We start from the raw sequence: 17,215 nt of genomic DNA, 5'->3' as shown, positions 1-17,215 counted from the left end.
GGACGGTGCGGGCATCGGTGAACAGCGCCCCCCTTGACACGCGCGGTAGGGCGGAGCCAGGTCGGCGGGATGACACGAAGCCCTTCCTTTGGGGGAAGGGCTTCGTGTCAGTGGACGGGATGGGGGGTGGGGGGAAGGGGGTGGGGGGAAGGGGAGTCAGGTCAGGTCGGTGCAGGGTTTGGCGTCGGGGTCGGTGGCGGCTTTGGGGGTCCAGCGGACGTTGGCGAAGGAGGCTTGGAAGGTGCCGTCGGTGTAGACGAGGAATGGGGTGTTGACGTTTTCCAGGTCGAGGCCGCCTTGGGCGAAGCACGAGATCGGGATCTTCACCGTGGACTTGACACCGGTGGGGAGGTTGGTGAAGAGGTTGGTCGCGTTGACCTCGGCGAAGCACGGGTACTGGCAGTGGGTGCTCAGGACGGTCCGGGCGGCTGGGGCCTGGTGGACGATGACGTCGAAGACCAGGGCGGCGTTGGCGTTGAGGTAGCCGCGCAGGTCGGTGCCGCCCGCCGGGTCCTGGAGGTAGACCTGGCCGGGGCCCGTGCCGGTCCAGGTGGTCTTCATGGCGTCGCCTTGGACGTTGACGTCGGCGGGCACGACGGTGATCGAGCTGTGCGCCGCCTCGCCGTCCGGGCCCAGTTCGGTGCCGCTCCAGTTGTCCGGTGAGCCGATGTAGCTGCGGTAAGGGGCGATGTCGGTGCGGACGTGGAGTTCGAGGTCCTCGGTGGCGGTGCCGCCGCCGTTGTTGCCGGAGCAGCCGAACTCGGGGGAGGTCTCGTCCAGTCGGCCGAGGTTGCCGGTCTGCCACGAGCGTAGGCCGTAGCCGGGTTTGAAGAGCGGGTCGCCGTCGGCGTCGAGGGGTGTCTGGCAGGCGCTGCGCGGCCAGGAGAACGAGAGCTCGCCGGTGAAGCCGGGGTAGGTGTGCTTGCCGCGGACCAGCAGGTCGGCGACGCCGCCGCCCTCGGTGCCGGGCAGCCAGGACGCCACGAAGGCGTCGGAGCGGTTCAGCTCCTTGTTGACGTGCAGCGGGCGGCCGGAGAGGTAGACGGTGACGACCGGGGCGCCCTTGCCGCTGACCTTGTCGAGGACGGCGAGGTCGTTCGGGTAGAGCTTGGCCGCCTCCAGGGAGCGCTTGCCGATGTCGCCGACGCCCTCCGCGTACGGGGTCTCGCCGAGGACCGCGATCACGGCGTCGAAGCCGGCGGGATCGACGTCGCCGGTTTCGCTGAACACGACGTTCTGCTCGCCGAGGGCTTCCCTGAGGCCGCCGAGGACGGTGGTGCCGTTGGGGAAGTCGGCGTTGGTGTTGCCGGTGCCCTGCCAGGTCAGGGTCCAGCCGCCGGTCTGGTTCTGCATGCTGTCGGCGCTCTTGCCGACGACCAGCACCTTGGCGCGCGGGGAGAGGGGGAGGACGCGGTTGTTGTTCTTGAGCAGGACTTGGCTCTTGCGGACCGACTCGCGGGCCAGTTTGCGGGCTTCGAGGGCGTCGGTGGAGCCGGCGTGGTCGCGTTCGGACGGCTTCTCGCCGTCGAGGACGCCGGAGCGGAGCTTGACGCGGAGGATCCGAGTCACGGCGTCGTCGATGCGGGCGAGGGGGATTTCACCGTTCTCGACCTGGGCGACCGTGTTGGCGATGAACGCCTTCCAGTCGTTGGGCACCATGACGACGTCGATGCCCGCGTTGATCGCCCGGGGGCAGGACGAGTTGGTGCAGCCGGCGACCTGGCCGATGCCGTTCCAGTCGGAGACGACGAGGCCGTCGAAGCCCATCTTGCCCTTGAGGATGTCGTTCACCGCGAGCTTGCTGCCGTGCAGCTTGCCCTCGTCGAGCTCGTCGTTGGTCCAGCTGTTGAACGACACCATCACGGTCTGGGCGCCGGCGGCGAGCGCGCCGTAGTAGCCCTGGCCGTGCACGTTGATCATCTCGGCTTCGGAGGCCGGGTTGACGCCCTGGTCCTTGCCGCCGGTGGTGCCGCCGTCGCCGATGAAGTGCTTGGCGGTGGCGAGCACGCCGACGCGGCTGCGGCTGTTGCCCTGCAGCCCTCGGGTGGCTTCGTAGCCGTAGGCGCGGGTGATCCGCGGGTCCTCGGAGAAGCCCTCGTAGGTGCGGCCCCAGCGGTCGTCGAGGGGCACGGCCAGGGTCGGTGCGAACGCCCAGTCCTGGCCGGTGGCGCGGAGCTGCTCGGCGGTCGCCTTGCCGATGTCCCGGATCAGGCACGGGTCGTGCGCCGCGCCCAGGCCGATGTTGTGCGGGAAGACCGTGGCGCCGTAGACGTTGTTGTTGCCGTGCACGGCGTCGATGCCCCAGATGGCGGGGATGCCCGTGCGGCTGGCCTTGGACGCGTCCCAATAGGCGTCGGCCAGGGCGAGCCAGGCTTGGGGTGACGCGTGCTTGTCGCGGCCCGGCCACGAGCCGCCGCCGTTGAGGACCGAGCCGATGCCGTACTCGCGCACCTCGTCCGGGGTGATGGCGCCGATCTCCGGCTGCGTCATCTGGCCGACCTTCTCGGCCAGGGTCATGCCCGCGAGGATCTTCTTGACGCGCCGCTCGTCGGACGGGTTCGACTTGACCCGGCTGTCGACCTTCGGCCACTCGTCCAGGTGCGGGAGGTGCTCCTCGATCCGGGCGCAGCCGTGCTCGGTGCGCGGCTCGCCGATGACCGGCCGGCGTGACGCTTCCGGGGAGGCCGCGGCGCCTCCGGTGAGGAGACCGGCGGCGAGCACCGCGGCCAGGGCGGTGCTCAGGTGTCTGCGGGACATCGGCGGTTCCGTTCGTCCGACGGCTCTGTCGCGGCCGATCTTCGTGATCGGGTGGGTCGTGGTCAAGAGGTGCGTGGGAGCGCTTCCTCGCAGGTCGGAGTTACGGTCGTCGGCCGGTTTCCCGGTCCGCGGAGGTGAATATCCTTCGCGTCACGCAGCGTGGCGAGACGGTTACTTGACTCCGGAGTAGGTAGCGCGTCAGACTCTGACGCGCCAAGCAAGGTCCACTGAGGACTATCCGCCAAGTCCTTGCCACGCCGGGAAGAGCACACCATGTCCCTGAGGTCTCCCCTGTCCCGCCGCGCCCTGGTATTCGCCGCGGTGGTTGCCCTCACCACGTCCGGCACGGTCGCCCAGGCCGCCGAGAACCCCTACGAACGCGGTCCGGCGCCGAGCACCGCGAGCATCGAGGCCACCCGCGGGCCGTTCGCCACCAGCCAGACCACGGTGTCGTCGGTCAGCGTGCGCGGCTTCGGCGGCGGCACCGTCTACTACCCGACCAGCACCGCCGAGGGCACGTTCGGCGCGATCGCGGTCTCGCCCGGCTACACGGCCAGCCAGTCCAGCCTTTCGTGGCTCGGACCGCGGCTGGCCTCGCAGGGCTTCGTCATCTTCATCATCGACACGAACTCGCGGTACGACCAGCCGTCCTCGCGCGGCGACCAGCTGCTGGCCGCGTTGGACTACCTCACGACGAGCAGCTCCGTGCGGAGTCGGATCGACGCCTCGCGGCTGGGCGTGATGGGCCACTCGATGGGCGGCGGAGGCGCGCTGGAGGCCACGAAGGACCGGCCGAGCCTGCAGGCCTCGATCCCGCTGACCCCGTGGAACACCACCAAGACGTGGTCGACGGTGCAGACGCCGACGCTGATCGTCGGCGCGGAGAACGACTCGGTGGCGTCGGTGTCGTCGCACTCGGAGCCGTTCTACACCAGCCTGCCGTCCACTCTGGACAAGGCGTACCTGGAGCTGGAGGGCGCGAGCCACTACGCGCCGAACAGCTCCAACACGACGATCGCGAAGTACAGCATCGCGTGGCTCAAGCGGTTCGTCGACAACGACACCCGGTACGAGCAGTTCCTGTGCCCCGCACCCCGTGGCACAGCCATCTCCGAGTACCGCGACACCTGTCCGCACTCGTGAGGCCCGCTGGGCCGTTCTCGCTGTTCAGCAGCGCGAACGGCCCAGTGGTCGGTCCGCAGGAAAGCGCTTGCCGGCGGTGGCGGCGGTGCGCTACCGTCAGACCTGGGAACGTTCCCAGACGTCCCGCAACGCACGGCGGCGGCGTTGTCGGGTTCGAGGGGCCGCCGTCAGCTTGGCAGGGGTGTGGGGCGAGAGCGCTCTCCCTCACGCCTCGGGGGTCTCGACGATGAGGCCGCCCCGGCTGACGGCGGCCCTTTCGGCGTTCCGCCCGTCCCGACGCGAGGCAACACCTCCTCGGCTGGTGGGCACAAGCAGGACATGACGACCGATGACGACCGCACCCTGTGGTCACAGGCCGCGGCAGGGAGCGGGCCGGCCTTCGGCGTGCTGTTCGACCGGCACGCCAAGGCGGTCTACAACCACTGCTTCCGCCTGACCGCGTCGTGGGCGGCGGCCGAGGACCACCTGCAGAACACGTTCCTGGTGGCCTGGCGCAAGCGCGACCGGCTGCGGCTGGAGCACGACTCCGCCCTGCCGTGGCTGCTGGCCGTGGCCACGAACGTGGTGCGCAGCGACCGGCGCACGGTGGCGCGTCGGCTGCGGCTGTTCCGCAAGGCGCCGGTGGAGACCCCGGTCCCCGACCACGCCGACCAGGTGGCCGAGCGGGTCGACGACCAGCGGCGGATGGCGTTGCTGCTGGCCGCCGTCGAGGAACTGCCCCGCAACGAACGGGAAGCGCTCGCGCTGTGCGTGTGGTCCGGCGTGTCGTACGCCGACGCCGCCGGCGTGCTCGGCATCGCCGAGGTCAGCGTCCGGGCCAGGGTCAGCAAGGCGAAGGCCCGGCTGACCCGCAGGCTGGGCGCCGCGCCGGTCGTCGCCGTTCCCGCGCTCACCCTGGAGGACCGATGAACCACGCACTCCCCCCGACCCGGGACGTTCCGCCCCGTCGCCGGGCGCAGATCCGCGCGCGGCTGGAGCAGGAGGTGACCGGCGGTCGCCGCGCCGTCCGGTTCGCGCCCCTGCTCACGGCCGGTGTCGCGGCGGCGGCCGTGGTCGCCCTGGTCGCGGTCGTGGTGCCGGCGCGGCAGGGTGGTGAGGGGACCGCGGCGAGCCAGGTGGTGGTGACGACCACGACGTCCGCCGCGCCGGCCGGGCCGCCGGTGGTGCCGGGGTTGTCCGCCGAACGCATCGGCGAGATCGAGCGGGGCTGCATGGAGAGCACGCTGCGGCCCGGCAAGGCGGTGCTGCACCAGTACGTCACCGACGACGTCGGCGCGTTCGCCCTGCTCTACACGTCGAGCGAGCAGGTGGGCTGCACCGTGGACGGTCCGGTGATGCCGTACAACGCGGCCGCCCGGCTGGTCTGGGACTCGGGGTGGCTGCCCGGCGTGCTCGCGCTCGACGAGCTGGCCTCGTCGAACGGCGGTGCGGGCGGCAAGGCGGAGTACGCCGACCAGTTGGGCTACGACCTGGCGGTGGGACGGGTGACGGACCAGGTCGCCAAGGTCGTCTACCTGCACGGCGGCCGGTCGGTGGAGGCGCGGTTGGCCAACGGCACGTTCGTGGCCCGCATCGCGCACCCGGCCGACTGGGACATGCCGGAGGGGTGGGACCGGCTCGGGGTCGTCCACGCCTATGACGCGCAGGGCGCGTTGCTCGGCGAGTGGCGCGACCAGTGGGACCCGACCAAGTGCTGGGTGCGCCCGGACGGGGTGATCGTGGCGGGTGCGCGCGACCTCGACCCGGCGACGTGCGCGCCGGCGGTGGCCTGGCGGTAGCCGGGACCGGGGTGTGCCGTCGCGCTACGCCGGCGCCACGCCCCGGTACGGCAGGGTCTGGCTGTAGACGATGTTCGTGGTCGTGCTGCCGAAGCCGGTCAGGTCGTTGACCACCTGCTCCAGGTGCGGCATGGACGTGGCGGCGACCTTGAGCGTGTAGCAGTCGTCGCCCGTGGTGCGCAGGCACTCCAGGATCTCGGGGCGGTCGGCGAGCAGCGCGTGCAGCGGCTCGTGGCGGTTGCCCGGGTACTTCAGGCGGACGACGGCGAGCACGGCGTAGCCGACCTTGGCCAGGTCGACCTCGGCCCGGTAGCCGGTGATCACGCCGGCGGACTCCAGCCTGCGGACGCGTTCGGTGGTCGCCGAGGCGCTCAGGTTGACCCGGCGGCCCAGCTCGCTGAGCGCGATCCGGCCGTCGCGTTGCAGCTCGGCGAGGATGGACCAGTCGGTCGGATCGAGGTTCCCGGTCATGGGCGGACTTTACCGTGGAATTTGCGGTGGAAGCCGCCTCAGGCAGGGGGAAGTCTCTTCAGGATCGCCGGGATTCCGCATAGCGTTGGCGCCGTGCAGATCGGTGTGAACGTCCCGAACTTCGGGCCGGGCACCTCGCCGGACGTGCTGCGGGACTGGGCGCGGACGGTCGAGGGCCTCGGCTTCGACCTCTTGATGGTGTCCGACCACGTGGCCGTCACGCCGGACGTGGCCGAGCAGTACCCGGCCCCGTTCTACGAGCCGTTCACCGCGCTGGCGTGGCTGGCCGGGGTGACGTCGCGGATCCGGCTCGGCACCACCGTGCTCGTGCTGCCCTACCGGCACCCGTTGCTGGTGGCGCGGATGGCGGCGAACGTGAACGAGCTGTCCGGCGGTCGGTTCGTGCTCGGCGTCGGCGTGGGGTGGGCGCGGCAGGAGTACGAGGCGCTGGGTGTGCCTTTCGCCGAACGCGGCCGGTTGACCGACGAGGGTCTGCGGGTGGTGCGGGAGGCGTGGCGCGACGAGTCGGACTACCGGGCCGGGCGGATCCCGATCTGGGTGGGCGGGCACTCCGACGCGGCGCTGCGGCGGGCCGTTCGGCTCGGGGACGCGTGGCACAGCTTGCGGCTCACGCCTTCGGGGTACCGGGAGGCGTTGGCGCGGTTGAAGGTCATCGCGGAGGCGGAGGGGAAACCGTTGCCCGCCTTGACCCCCCGCGTTCTGCTGCACATCACGTCCGACGAGTTGGGGCCGGAGCGGCGGTTGGGCGAGGGCACCGTGGCGCAGGTCCTGGGCGACCTGGCGGAGTTGCGGTCGTCCGGCGCGGCGGCCGTGGTGCTGGACCCGTTCGTCGGGGATCCGCAGGAGACCGTCCACCCCGAAGTCGCGTGGCACGCTTTGGCCACGGTGCGAAAGGAGTTCCGATGAGCTTGCACAGGGCGATCGAGCTGGCGGCGGAGGCGCGCGCGTCGGGCAACCCGCCGTTCGGGTCGTTGTTGGTGGGGCCGGACGGCGCGGTGTTGATGGAGGAGCGCAACACCAGCCTGACGGACGACGACATCACCGCGCACCCGGAGCTGAAGCTGGCGCGGTGGGCGGCGCGGTCGCTCGCGCCGGAGGTGGCGGCCGGGACGACGATGTTCACCAGCTGCCAGCCGTGCGGGATGTGCGTGGGCGCGATCGAGCGGTCGGGGCTGGGGCGGGTGGTGTTCGCGTTGTCGACCGAGCAGCTGAACGCGCTGAAGCCGGGTGGCGGCTTCGCGCCCGTGCCGCAGGAAGGGCCGGCGCTGCTGGCCGAAGCGACCGTTCCGGTGGAGGGCTACTACCGGTAGTGACGGCGTCCTGAACGTTGAATTCGGGGTCTTGAGCGTCCGACACGCGGGTTCCGGGCGTTCGACACGCGCGGGCGGGGGTGGTGGTTGGGCCGTTCGGGTGCCCAACTGGAACGAATCAGCTTCGTGCGCGGATGGGGTTCACAGACCGTGTGCGGTTCGCTACCTTGGGATCTGGGAGCGCTCCCAGCCCTGTACTCGGTCATCCTCAACGTGGAGGACTCACACACATGACCTTCCGACGCGGTACCCGATCGGTGATCGGCGTCTTCAGCTCGGTCCTCGCGGTCCTCGCGGCCAGCGTCGTCACCCTGGTGGGCGCATCAGGCGTCGCGAGCGCGCACGGCTCGGTCACCGACCCGCCGTCGCGCAACTACGGCTGCTTCCAGCGCTGGGGCAGCGACCACCTGAACCCGAACATGGGTCAGACGGACCCGATGTGCGCGCAGGCCTGGAAGGCCGACCCGAACGCGATGTGGAACTGGAACGGCCTCTACCGCAACGGTGTCGGCGGCAACCACCAGGGCGCCCTGCCGAACGGCCAGCTGTGCAGCGGTGGCCTGGCCGAGAGCGGCCGCTACCGGGCGCTCGACGCGGTCGGCGCGTGGAACACCGCCACCAAGCCGCGCCAGTTCACCCTGACCATCACCGACCAGGCGCGGCACGGCGCGGACTACCTGCGCATCTACATCACCCGCCAGGGCGTCAACACCGCGACCACGCCGCTGCGCTGGAGCGACCTGGAGCTGGTCACCTCGACCGGTCGCTACGGCACCACGGGCCTCTACCAGGCCCAGGTCAACGCGGGCAGCCGCACCGGCCGCCACGTGGTGTTCACGATCTGGCAGGCCAGCCACATGGACCAGGCCTACTACCTGTGCAGTGACGTGAACTTCCAGTAGGACCTGCCGGCAACAACCCCGGTAGCGCAGTGGGAACGAGCACACGGGTGCGGCGAACCAGCCCGCGCCCGTGTGCTCACCCGCGTCAGCCGAGGTTCGTGGTCGCCCAGAACGCCTCGCCGTCGCCGGAGACCTCGGCCGCGTCGGCGCTGTGCGGCAGGAACGCCGACTCACCGCCGCGCAGCGCGACCTCGTCACCGCCGCGCCTGACGACGACGGAACCCTTGGTGCACAACAGGAGCTGTGGGCCGGCACCGGGCAGCACGGCGCCCGGCCGCACGGCGTGCAGGCGGAACTCGGGGTCGGGCGTCCGGTAGGTCCTCACCGGGCCGTCGCCCTCGCCGTCGAGCACGGCCGCGGGCCCGCTCTCGTGGTCCACCAGCGACAGCACCGCGGGCACGTCGACCGGTTTGGTGGTCAGGCCCGCGCGCAGCACGTTGTCGGAGTTCGCCATCAGCTCGACGCCCGTGCCGCGCAGGTGGGCGTGCAGCACCCCCGCGCCCACGTAGACACCCTGCCCCGGCCGCAGCTTCACCGCGTTGAGCAGCAACGCCGCCACCACGCCCGCGTCCTCCGGGTAGACCTCGGCCAGTGCCGCGACGTGCGCCAGCGCGGGCACGCGCGCCGCGGCCGTCGCCACCTCCGCGACCAGGGCCGCGTCCGCGGTCTGCAACGCCCAGCGCAGCGCTCCCCACGTGTGGCAGACCGACAGCTCGGCCCGCATCGGGGCCAGCGACGGCAGGCCCAGCTCGTCCAGCAGCGCCGCGGTCTCGTCAGGGCGGCGGAAGCCGGACAGCGTCTCGAACTCGGTCAGCGCCACCAGGACCTCCGGCTTGGGCCGGTCGTCGCGGTAGCCGTGCTCGGCGAACCCGACCGCGGCCTGTTCGCGGTTCGGGTGCACCTGCAACGACAGCGGCGCGTCCACGGCCAGCACCTTGAGCAGGAACGGCAGCCGCGGCCCGAACGCGGCCAGGCCGGCCGGCCCGAGCAGGCCGGCGGGATTGGCGGCGAGGTAGGCGTCCAGCGGCACGTCGCAGTCGGCCAGCCGGGACGGGTCGTCGGGGTGCGCGCCGACCCACAGCTCGGCCTGCGGCACGGCGCTGGGCGACGGTTCGCCGCGCAGCTCGGCCAGCGCGGTCCGCGAACCCCAGTGGTACTCCCGGACGGTGGTGTCCAGCTTGCGCACGGTGTGTCCTCAGATTCCCACGGGCACGGACGGGACGCGGTCGTCCGCGAGCAGCGCCGCGGCCCCGATCAGTCCCGAGTCGACGCCCAACGTCGCCGGGAGCACGTCGACCCGGCGCATGAACGCCAGCCCCGCGTAGTCCGCGAGCGGCTGCGTGATGGCGGGTTCGAGCAGGTCCCAGGCCTGCGCGACCCCACCGCCGATGACCACGCGGTCGACCTCGCACAACGCGGAGGCGACCGTGATGACCTGGGCGACCGCCGCGCCGGAACGGCGGAACGCCGCCGCCGCGGTCGGGTCGCCCGCCCTGGCCGACGCGGCGAGCGCGACGCCGTCCGCCGTGCCCCCGAGCGGCTGCCAGCCCTGCTCCAACGCCCAGCGCACCATCGACGGGCCGCTGGCGAAGGCCTCGGAGCAGCCGTTCGCGCCGCAGCCGCACAGCGGGCCGGTCGGGTCGACCACGAAGTGGCCGACGTGGCCCGCGTTGCCGGTGGCGCCGAAGTGCGGCCGGCCGGCGAAGACGAACCCGCCGCCGATGCCGGTGGACACGACCATGCCGAGCAGGCACCCGCTGCCGCGGCCGTTGCCGTGGTGGTACTCGGCCAGCGCCATGCACAGCGCGTCGCCGCCGAGCCGAACCGGCAGGCCGGGCAGCAGCTCGCCGACGCGGGCGGTGATCGGGAAGTCGCGCCAGCCCGGGATGTTGACCGGGCTGATCGTGCCGGTGCGCAGGTCCATCGGCGCGGCCGAGGCGATGCCCGCGCCGAGCACGGTGCGGTCCGGGGCGGCGGCGAGGAGTTCGTCGAGAACTCCCGCGAGGCCGCCCCAGACCGCCTCCGCGTCACCCGCGGGCGTCGCCGTGGTGCGGCGGGCCAGGACGGTGCCGTCGGACTCGACCAACGCCGCGGCGAGCTTGGTGCCGCCGATGTCGATGGCGACCGCGACCGGGTCGAGTGCTTGCCCCATGGGACTTAGTTAAGCGGTTAAGCAAAGTTTCGTCAAGAGGCGTTGACAGCAGCGCTGAAGCGGTTCATCTCACGCCGCGCGGGACGTCAGAGGTGCCGTTCGATCTCGGCCAGCTCGTCGGCCTCGAACGCCAGGTTCGCCGTCGCGGCCACGTTGTCCTCCAGCTGCTTCACGCTGGAGGCGCCGATCAGCGCGGACGTCACGTTGCGCAGCACCCACGCGATCGCCAGCTGCGCCAGCGTCTGCCCGCGCCGCTTCGCGATCTCGTCGAGCGCGCGCACCTTCGCCAGCGTCGCGTCGTCCAGGTTGGACGCCGAGAGGAACGGCGAGGCGCCCGCCGCGCGCGAACCCGCCGGCACGCCGTCGAGGTAGCGGTCGGTCAGCACGCCCTGCGCCAGCGGCGAGAACGCGATGCTGCCCGCGCCGACCTCGGCCAGCACGTCCAGCAGGCCGTCCTCGACCCACCGGTTGAACATCGAGTACGACGGCTGGTGGATCAGCAGCGGCGTGCCCAGCTCGCGCAGCACCCGGGCCGCTTCCGCGGTCTGCTCCGCCGAGTAGTTCGAGATGCCGGCGTACAGCGCCTTGCCCGAGCGGACGACGTGGTCCAGCGCGCCCATCGTCTCCTCGATGGGGGTGTCCGGGTCGGGCCGGTGGTGGTAGAAGACGTCGACGTAGTCCAGGCCCATCCGCGCCAGCGACCGGTCCAATGAGCTGACCAGGTACTTGCGGGAGCCCCACTCGCCGTACGGGCCGTCGAACATGTGGTAGCCGGCCTTGGTGGACACCAGGATCTCGTCGCGGTACGGCCGGAAGTCCGCCGCGAACAGCCGGCCGAAGTTCTCCTCGGCGCTGCCGGGCGGCGGCCCGTAGTTGTTGGCCAGGTCGAAGTGCGTCACGCCGAGGTCGAACGCGCGGCGCAGGATGGCCCGCTGGCCGTCGAGGTGCTTGTCGTGCCCGAAGTTGTGCCACAGGCCGAGCGACACGGCGGGCAGCTTGAGCCCGCTGCGGCCGGACCGGCGGTAGGGCATGGCGTCGTACCGCGACTCGGCGGCGTGGTGGGTCATGGGGATCCTTCTATCGGGTGCTCTCCCGCGCGATGAGCGTGGGCTTGGGCGACCAGCGCTCGGCGACCTCGACGCCCTCGATCAGCTCCAGCACCGACTCGGCGACCGTGACGCCGAACTGGTGCACGTCCACGCTCATCGTGGTCAGGGCGGGTGACGCGAGCCGGCACAGCGACGAGTCGTCCCACGCCACCAGGCTGAGCCGGTCGGGCACGGCGACGCCGAGTTCCTTGGCGACGTTGAGGCCCGCCACGGCCATCACGTCGTTGTCGTAGAGGATCGCGGTCGGCGGCTCCGGGGAGTTGAGCAGCGCGGTGGTGAGCTTCGCCCCCGACTCCTCGGAGTAGTCGCCCTCCAGCACGACGGGCTCGATGCCCGCCTCCGCGCAGCCCTCGAGCAGCGCGGCGGTGCGCGCCCTGGTGTGCAGCAGCGTGGTCGGGCCGCTGACCCGGGCGATGCGCCGGTGCCCGAGGTCGAGCAGGTACGCCAACGCCTCCCGCACGGGGCCCGCGTCGTCGGTGCGCACCGCGGGCACGGCCAGCTCGTCCGGCTCGCCCACGTACAGCGCGGGCAGGCCCATCTCGCGCAGCACCGCCGGCCGGTGGTCGTCCACCGTGCGGTTGACGACCACGACCGCGTCGACCAGGCCGCGCGCCGCCCACCTGCGGTAGGCGGCGATCTCCGCGTCCTCGGCGCCCACGACGTGCAGCAGCACCGACCGGTCGCCCTCGGCGAGCCGCTCCTCGATGCCCGCGATGAACTCCATGAAGAACGGCTCCGCGCCCAGCAGCCGCGCGGGGCGGGCCAGGACCAGGCCGACGGCGCCGGTCGAACCGGTCGTCATGTCCGCACCGCGCACAGGTCGTTGGCCGAGCGCAGCACCAGCGGACCGGTCAGCGCGGCCGGGTCGGCCAGCTCGGCCGCGGTCCGGACCAGGAACGAGTGCGTGCCGCCGGCGGGCAGGGTGACCAGGGTGTCGTCGACGACGGCGTCCTCGGCGACCCGGTCGGCCAGCAGCGCGACGTCACGGGCGAAGGAGGACGCGGTGACGTCCACCCGGTACCCGCCGTCCACCCGCCGCACCTCGGCGGTCAGCGGCGCGGGGTCGTAGGCCAGCTCCAGGTCCTCGCGGAACAGGTGCGCGGTGCGCGCTTCGGCCGTGCTCACCACCAGCACCTCCCCCTTCGGGTCGCCCGGCGTGATCAGTTCGGCCACCAGGTCGAGCCGCGCCACCGACCTCGCCGGCACGTCGAGCGGGAGTTTAGCCGCCGCGAGCACCTCGCCCGTGAACGTCTGGCGCTCCAGCGCGACGTCACCGGTCCAGGCCTCGTCGGTGTCGTTGACCGCGATGAGCGCGTCCACCCCGTCACGCGGCTGGACGGTCAGCAGGCGTGGCGCGAAGGCGTGCTTGAGCGCGTAGTACAGCGGCTTGAGCCGCTCCTCGCCGTCGATCGCGGCCCACGAGGTCACCGGCCAGCAGTCGTTGAGCTGCCACACCAGCGCGCCCGCCGTGCGGGGCCAGTGCGAGCGGAAGTGCTCGACGCCGAACGCGACCGCGCGAGCCTGGTTGAGCTGGGTCGCCCAGTGCCAGTCCGGGAACTCCGCCGGCGCGGGCAGGTGCGGCGCGAGGCCGCGGTCGAGCTTGCCGTTGCCGTCCTCGGCCTTCTGGTGCAGCAGGAACGCGGGCGAGGTCGGCGTCATCGGCTCGTCGTGCACCCACTTGGTGAGCGTCGCCCAGGTCGGCGGGCCCTGGAAGCCGAACTCCGAGCAGAACCGCGGGGTGTGGTCGCGGTAGTGGGTGTAGTCGATCCGGTTCCATACCTCCCACTCGTGGCGCGTGCCGTGGGTGTCCTCGTTCGGGTGGAGCTCGCCCGGGCTGTACGGGCTGCCCGGCGAGTAGTGCCGGGTCGGGTCGAGCTCGGCGACGATCTTCGGCAGCAGGTCGGTGTAGAAGCCGAGGCCCCAGGTGCGGCCCTGCAGCTGCTCCGCCCAGCCCCAGTCGGCGAAGCCCCACAGGTTCTCGTTGTTGCCGTTCCACAGCGCCAGGGACGCGTGCGAGGTCAGGCGGGCGACGTTCTCGCGCGCCTCGGCCTCGACCTCTTCCCACAGCGGCGATTCCTCGGCGTACGCGGCGCAGGCGAACAGGAAGTCCTGCCACACCAGCACGCCGCGCTCGTCGCAGACGTCGTAGAAGTCCTCGGTCTCGTAGATGCCGCCGCCCCAGATGCGGAGCATGTTCATGTTGGCGTCGACGGCCTGGTCGACCCGGTGGGCCAGGCGGTCGCGGGTGACGCGGGTGAGGAAGTGGTCGTCCGGGATCCAGTTGGCGCCCTTGGCGAACACCGGCTTGCCGTTGACGACGAACGTGAACGGCGTGCCGACCTCGTCGGGCGTCGTGTCGACGGTGATGGTGCGGAAGCCGACGCGGCGGTCGGCGCGGTCGACGTCCTCGCCGCCGGACTGGAGGATGACGGCCAAGTCGTAGAGGGGGTGGTCGCCGTAGCCCACGGGCCACCACAGTTCGACGTCCGGCACCTCGACGGTCACCACGGCGGAATCGCCCTCGACCCGGACGCGCTGCTCGACGCCGGCCACGGTCGCGATCGCGGTCAGGTCGGTGTCGCCGGCGCGGTCGACCTCGACGTGCACCTCGACCCGGCCCGTGCCGTCCGCGTCCACCGTGACGAGCGGGCGCACGTGCGCCAGGCGCGCCTCGGTCCAGCGCTCCAGCCGCACCGGCTTCCAGATGCCCGCGGTCTGCAGGTCCGGGCCCCAGTCCCAGCCGAACGAGCAGGCCATCTTGCGCAGGGCGTTCATCGGGTGCGGGTAGGCGCGGTCGCGCCGGCCCAGCTTCTCCTCCTGCTCCTCGGCGTAGGCCAGGGCGGAGTGGAAGGTGACGACGAGGTCGTTCGCGCCGTCCTTGAGGTGCTCGCGCACGTCGAAGCGGTACGAGCGGAACATGTTCGCCGTGTGGCCGAGGACGCGGCCGTTGAGCTCGACCGTGGTGACGGTGTCGAGGCCGTCGAACGCGATCTCGACCTTCTCGCCGGGCTTCGCGGCCTCGGCCTCGAAGGTCAGCTCGTAGCGCCAGTCGGCGCGGTGCATCCAGGCCAGCTCGGCCTCGTTGGTGTCCAGGTAGGGCTCGGGGATCAGGCCCGCCGCGAGGAGGTCGAGATGAGTGCTGCCGGGCACGGCGGCGGGCACCGAGCGGTCGGCGACGACCGCCGGGATCGGCCCACCCACCGCGCTCAGGCGCCACCCGTCGTGCAAGGTCGTGCGAATCATCGTTCCTCTTTTCGGGCGGTGGCGGTGGGTTTCTGCCGTGTGACGTTCAAGGTATGGCGATTCTTACGCCAGCAACTAAAGTAAGTCAACGAGGTTCACCACCAGAGAGGAAGACCACAAGTGGCAGACGTGACGCACCTGCGGGCCGCGGGTGTGAGCCTGGTGCTCGACTTCTCCGGGAGCACCCTCCCCCGGGTCCGCCATTGGGGCGCTGACCTGGGCGAACTCACCTCGGCGGAGTTGGCCGCGGTGCTGGTCGCGCAGTCTCCGCACCCCATCGGCTTCTCGGTCGACGGCGCGGTGGACGTGGCCGTGCTGCCGGAGCAGTCGGCGGGCTGGCTGGGCACGCCGGGAATCGTCGGCAACCGGGGCGGGCGGGACTTCTCGACCGCGTTCCGCGTGGTGTCGGTGGACGGTCCCGCGGTCCGCGCGGTGGACGAGGTCGCCGGGCTCGGGCTGGAACTGGTCATCGAGCTGACGCCGTCCGGGCTGGTGCGGCAGCGGGCCGTGCTGACCAACACCGGGTCGTCCGACTTCGCCGTGGACGCGGTGAACCTGACCCTGCCCGCGCCGCCGCAGGCGGTCGAGCTCCTGGACTTCACCGGGCGCTGGACGCGGGAGCGCAGCCCGCAGCGCACGGCGTGGAACCACGGCCTGCACGTGCGCGAGAACCGGACCGGTCGGACCGGCTACGACTCGGCGTACCTGCTCGCCGCGGGCACCGCCGGGTTCGGCAACCGCTCGGGCGAGATCTGGGCCGTGCACACGGCCTGGTCGGGCAACCACCGGACGTTCGCCGAGAAGAACTACCACTCCGTGTCCCTGCTCGGGTCGGGTGAGCTGCTGCTGTCCGGCGAGGTCGTGCTGGGGCCCGGCGAGTCGTACACCTCGCCGTGGCAGTACGCGTCGTACGGGCGAGGGCTGGACGAGGTGTCGGCGCGGTTCCACCGGCACCTGCGCTCGCGCGCGTCGCACCCCTCCTCGCCCCGGCCGGTCGTGGTGAACACCTGGGAGGCCGTGTACTTCGACCACGACCTGGGCCGGCTGAAGGCGTTGGCGGACGCCGCCGCGTCGGTCGGCGGGGAGCGGTTCGTGCTGGACGACGGCTGGTTCGGGTCGCGGCGCGACGATCGGCGCGGCCTCGGCGACTGGTACGTCTCCGACGAGGTGTGGCCGGACGGGCTCGGGCCGCTGACCGACCACGTGACCGGGTTGGGCATGCAGTTCGGCATCTGGGTCGAGCCGGAGATGGTCAACCCGGACTCGGAGCTGGCCCGGGCGCACCCGGACTGGATCATGGCGGCGGGCGACCGGCTGCCCGGCACGGCACGGCACCAGCAGGTGCTCGACCTGGCCAGGCCGGAGGCGTTCGCGCACATCCTGGAGCGGCTGGACGCGCTGCTCACCGAGTACCCGGTGTCCTACCTGAAGTGGGACCACAACCGGGACCTGGTGGACGCCGGGCACCGGCCGACCGGCCGGGCGGGGGTGCACGGCCAGACGGCGGCCGTCTACCGGCTGCTGGACGAGCTGCGGCGGCGACACCCCGGCGTGGAGATCGAGTCGTGCTCGTCCGGCGGCGGGCGGGTGGACCTGGAGATCCTGGAGCGCACGGACCGGGTGTGGGTGTCGGACTGCATCGACGCGCTGGAGCGGCAGTCGATGCAGCGGTGGACGAACGCGCTGATCCCGTTGGAGCTGATGGGGACGCACGTGGGCTCGGGGACGTCGCACACCACGCACCGGCAGCACCCGATCGACTTCCGGGCGGGCACGGCGCTGTTCGGGCACTTCGGCATCGAGTGGGACCTGACCGCGGCGTCGGAGTCGGACCTGGAGCGGCTGCGGTCGTGGGTGGCCCTGTACAAGGAGCTGCGGCCGCTGCTGCACTCCGGCGTGTCGGTGCACGGCGACCACCCGGACCCGGCGATCGAGGTGCACGGGGTGGTGGCGGAGGACGGGTCGGACGCCGTGTTCGCGATCGTCGCGCTGGCCACGTCCCGGCTCTACCCGCCGGGGCCGGTGCGGCTGCCGGGCCTGTCCGCGGACCGGACGTACCACGTGCGCCCGTTGGCGCCCGGCGACGTGCCCGACGGCAACGCCGACAACTGGGGCGTGCGCCTGCCGTGGTGGCAGGACGGCGTGACGCTGCCGGGCCGGGTGCTCGACACGGCGGGCGTGCAGGCTCCCGTGCAGCACCCGGAGCGGTTGGTGCTGGTGCGGGCCACGGCGGTCTAGGGCGTGTCCGCCGGAATGTTGATCGTAGGGTTTGATCAAATTGCGTTGTGGCGCGTGGTGATCTGACGGATGCGGAGTGGGCGATCCTGGA

General features: G+C 72.0%; 14 protein-coding genes. 7 read left to right on the top strand and 7 right to left on the bottom strand.

Going from position 1 to position 17,215, the window contains the following annotated elements:
• Positions 1 to 156 precede the first annotated feature (156 nt).
• Positions 157 to 2,757 (bottom strand): glycoside hydrolase family 3 protein, encoded by a 2,601-nt coding sequence (locus ACZ7GX_RS39105; RefSeq protein ID WP_498784688.1) that lies wholly within the window; start codon positions 2,755 to 2,757, stop codon positions 157 to 159.
• 273 nt (positions 2,758 to 3,030) lie between these two features.
• Between ACZ7GX_RS39105 and bdeA the strand changes: the two genes are divergently transcribed.
• The 3 genes from bdeA to ACZ7GX_RS39090 all read left to right on the top strand — a co-directional run bounded on the left by bdeA (position 3,031) and on the right by ACZ7GX_RS39090 (position 5,678).
• A complete protein-coding gene (gene bdeA, locus ACZ7GX_RS39100) occupies positions 3,031 to 3,900 on the top strand; it encodes a bis(hydroxyethyl) terephthalate hydrolase (RefSeq protein WP_498784686.1) in 870 nt (289 codons plus the stop codon).
• Between the two features lie 318 nt (positions 3,901 to 4,218).
• On the top strand, positions 4,219 to 4,809 hold the full coding sequence (locus ACZ7GX_RS39095; protein ID WP_498784684.1) for an RNA polymerase sigma factor: 591 nt from the start codon (positions 4,219 to 4,221) through the stop codon (positions 4,807 to 4,809).
• Positions 4,806 to 5,678 carry a hypothetical protein gene (locus ACZ7GX_RS39090; RefSeq protein ID WP_498784682.1) on the top strand — a complete coding sequence of 291 codons (873 nt, stop codon included), beginning with the start codon at positions 4,806 to 4,808 and terminating at the stop codon, positions 5,676 to 5,678. Before ACZ7GX_RS39095 ends, ACZ7GX_RS39090 begins: the two co-directional genes overlap by 4 nt.
• Positions 5,679 to 5,702: 24 nt before the next feature.
• Here ACZ7GX_RS39090 and ACZ7GX_RS39085 read toward each other — a convergent pair whose 3' ends face one another.
• Positions 5,703 to 6,149 (bottom strand): Lrp/AsnC family transcriptional regulator, encoded by a 447-nt coding sequence (locus ACZ7GX_RS39085; RefSeq protein ID WP_498784680.1) that lies wholly within the window; start codon positions 6,147 to 6,149, stop codon positions 5,703 to 5,705.
• Positions 6,150 to 6,242: 93 nt separating this feature from the next.
• Here ACZ7GX_RS39085 and ACZ7GX_RS39080 point away from each other — a divergent pair, with 93 nt between their 5' ends.
• The 3 genes from ACZ7GX_RS39080 (at position 6,243) to ACZ7GX_RS39070 (ending at position 8,382) form a co-directional block, all read left to right on the top strand.
• Positions 6,243 to 7,076, top strand: coding sequence for an LLM class flavin-dependent oxidoreductase (locus tag ACZ7GX_RS39080; RefSeq protein ID WP_498784678.1), 834 nt, complete (start codon positions 6,243 to 6,245; stop codon positions 7,074 to 7,076).
• Positions 7,073 to 7,480: a nucleoside deaminase gene (locus ACZ7GX_RS39075; RefSeq protein WP_498784676.1), complete on the top strand. Its 408-nt coding sequence runs from the start codon at positions 7,073 to 7,075 to the stop codon at positions 7,478 to 7,480. Before ACZ7GX_RS39080 ends, ACZ7GX_RS39075 begins: the two co-directional genes overlap by 4 nt.
• 230 nt (positions 7,481 to 7,710) lie before the next feature.
• Positions 7,711 to 8,382: a lytic polysaccharide monooxygenase auxiliary activity family 9 protein gene (locus ACZ7GX_RS39070; protein ID WP_498784674.1), complete on the top strand. Its 672-nt coding sequence runs from the start codon at positions 7,711 to 7,713 to the stop codon at positions 8,380 to 8,382.
• An 85-nt stretch (positions 8,383 to 8,467) separates the two neighbouring features.
• Here the strand turns inward: ACZ7GX_RS39070 and manA are convergent, their stop codons facing one another.
• The 5 genes from manA to ACZ7GX_RS39045 all read right to left on the bottom strand — a co-directional run bounded on the left by manA (position 8,468) and on the right by ACZ7GX_RS39045 (position 14,886).
• Positions 8,468 to 9,568: a mannose-6-phosphate isomerase, class I gene (manA, locus tag ACZ7GX_RS39065; RefSeq protein ID WP_498784672.1), complete on the bottom strand. Its 1,101-nt coding sequence runs from the start codon at positions 9,566 to 9,568 to the stop codon at positions 8,468 to 8,470.
• Positions 9,569 to 9,577: 9 nt separating this feature from the next.
• Positions 9,578 to 10,534, bottom strand: coding sequence for an ROK family protein (locus ACZ7GX_RS39060; RefSeq protein WP_498784670.1), 957 nt, complete (start codon positions 10,532 to 10,534; stop codon positions 9,578 to 9,580).
• Between the two features lie 86 nt (positions 10,535 to 10,620).
• On the bottom strand, positions 10,621 to 11,601 hold the full coding sequence (mgrA, locus tag ACZ7GX_RS39055; protein WP_498784668.1) for an L-glyceraldehyde 3-phosphate reductase: 981 nt from the start codon (positions 11,599 to 11,601) through the stop codon (positions 10,621 to 10,623).
• Positions 11,602 to 11,611: 10 nt separating this feature from the next.
• The gene (locus ACZ7GX_RS39050) at positions 11,612 to 12,445 is read right to left on the bottom strand and encodes a LacI family DNA-binding transcriptional regulator (RefSeq protein WP_498784666.1); all 834 of its coding nucleotides are present in this window, start codon (positions 12,443 to 12,445) and stop codon (positions 11,612 to 11,614) included.
• Complete coding sequence (locus tag ACZ7GX_RS39045) at positions 12,442 to 14,886, bottom strand: glycoside hydrolase family 2 protein (protein WP_498784664.1); 2,445 nt, start codon at positions 14,884 to 14,886, stop codon at positions 12,442 to 12,444. Before ACZ7GX_RS39045 ends, ACZ7GX_RS39050 begins: the two co-directional genes overlap by 4 nt.
• Before the next feature lie 120 nt (positions 14,887 to 15,006).
• Here ACZ7GX_RS39045 and ACZ7GX_RS39040 point away from each other — a divergent pair, with 120 nt between their 5' ends.
• Positions 15,007 to 17,124 (top strand): alpha-galactosidase, encoded by a 2,118-nt coding sequence (locus ACZ7GX_RS39040; RefSeq protein WP_498784662.1) that lies wholly within the window; start codon positions 15,007 to 15,009, stop codon positions 17,122 to 17,124.
• Positions 17,125 to 17,215: the final 91 nt, after the last annotated feature.

This window comes from Actinosynnema sp. NPDC037264 (assembly GCF_055603705.1).
Note: the sequence above shows the minus strand (reverse complement) of the source record. Positions and strands in the feature narration are given on the sequence as shown.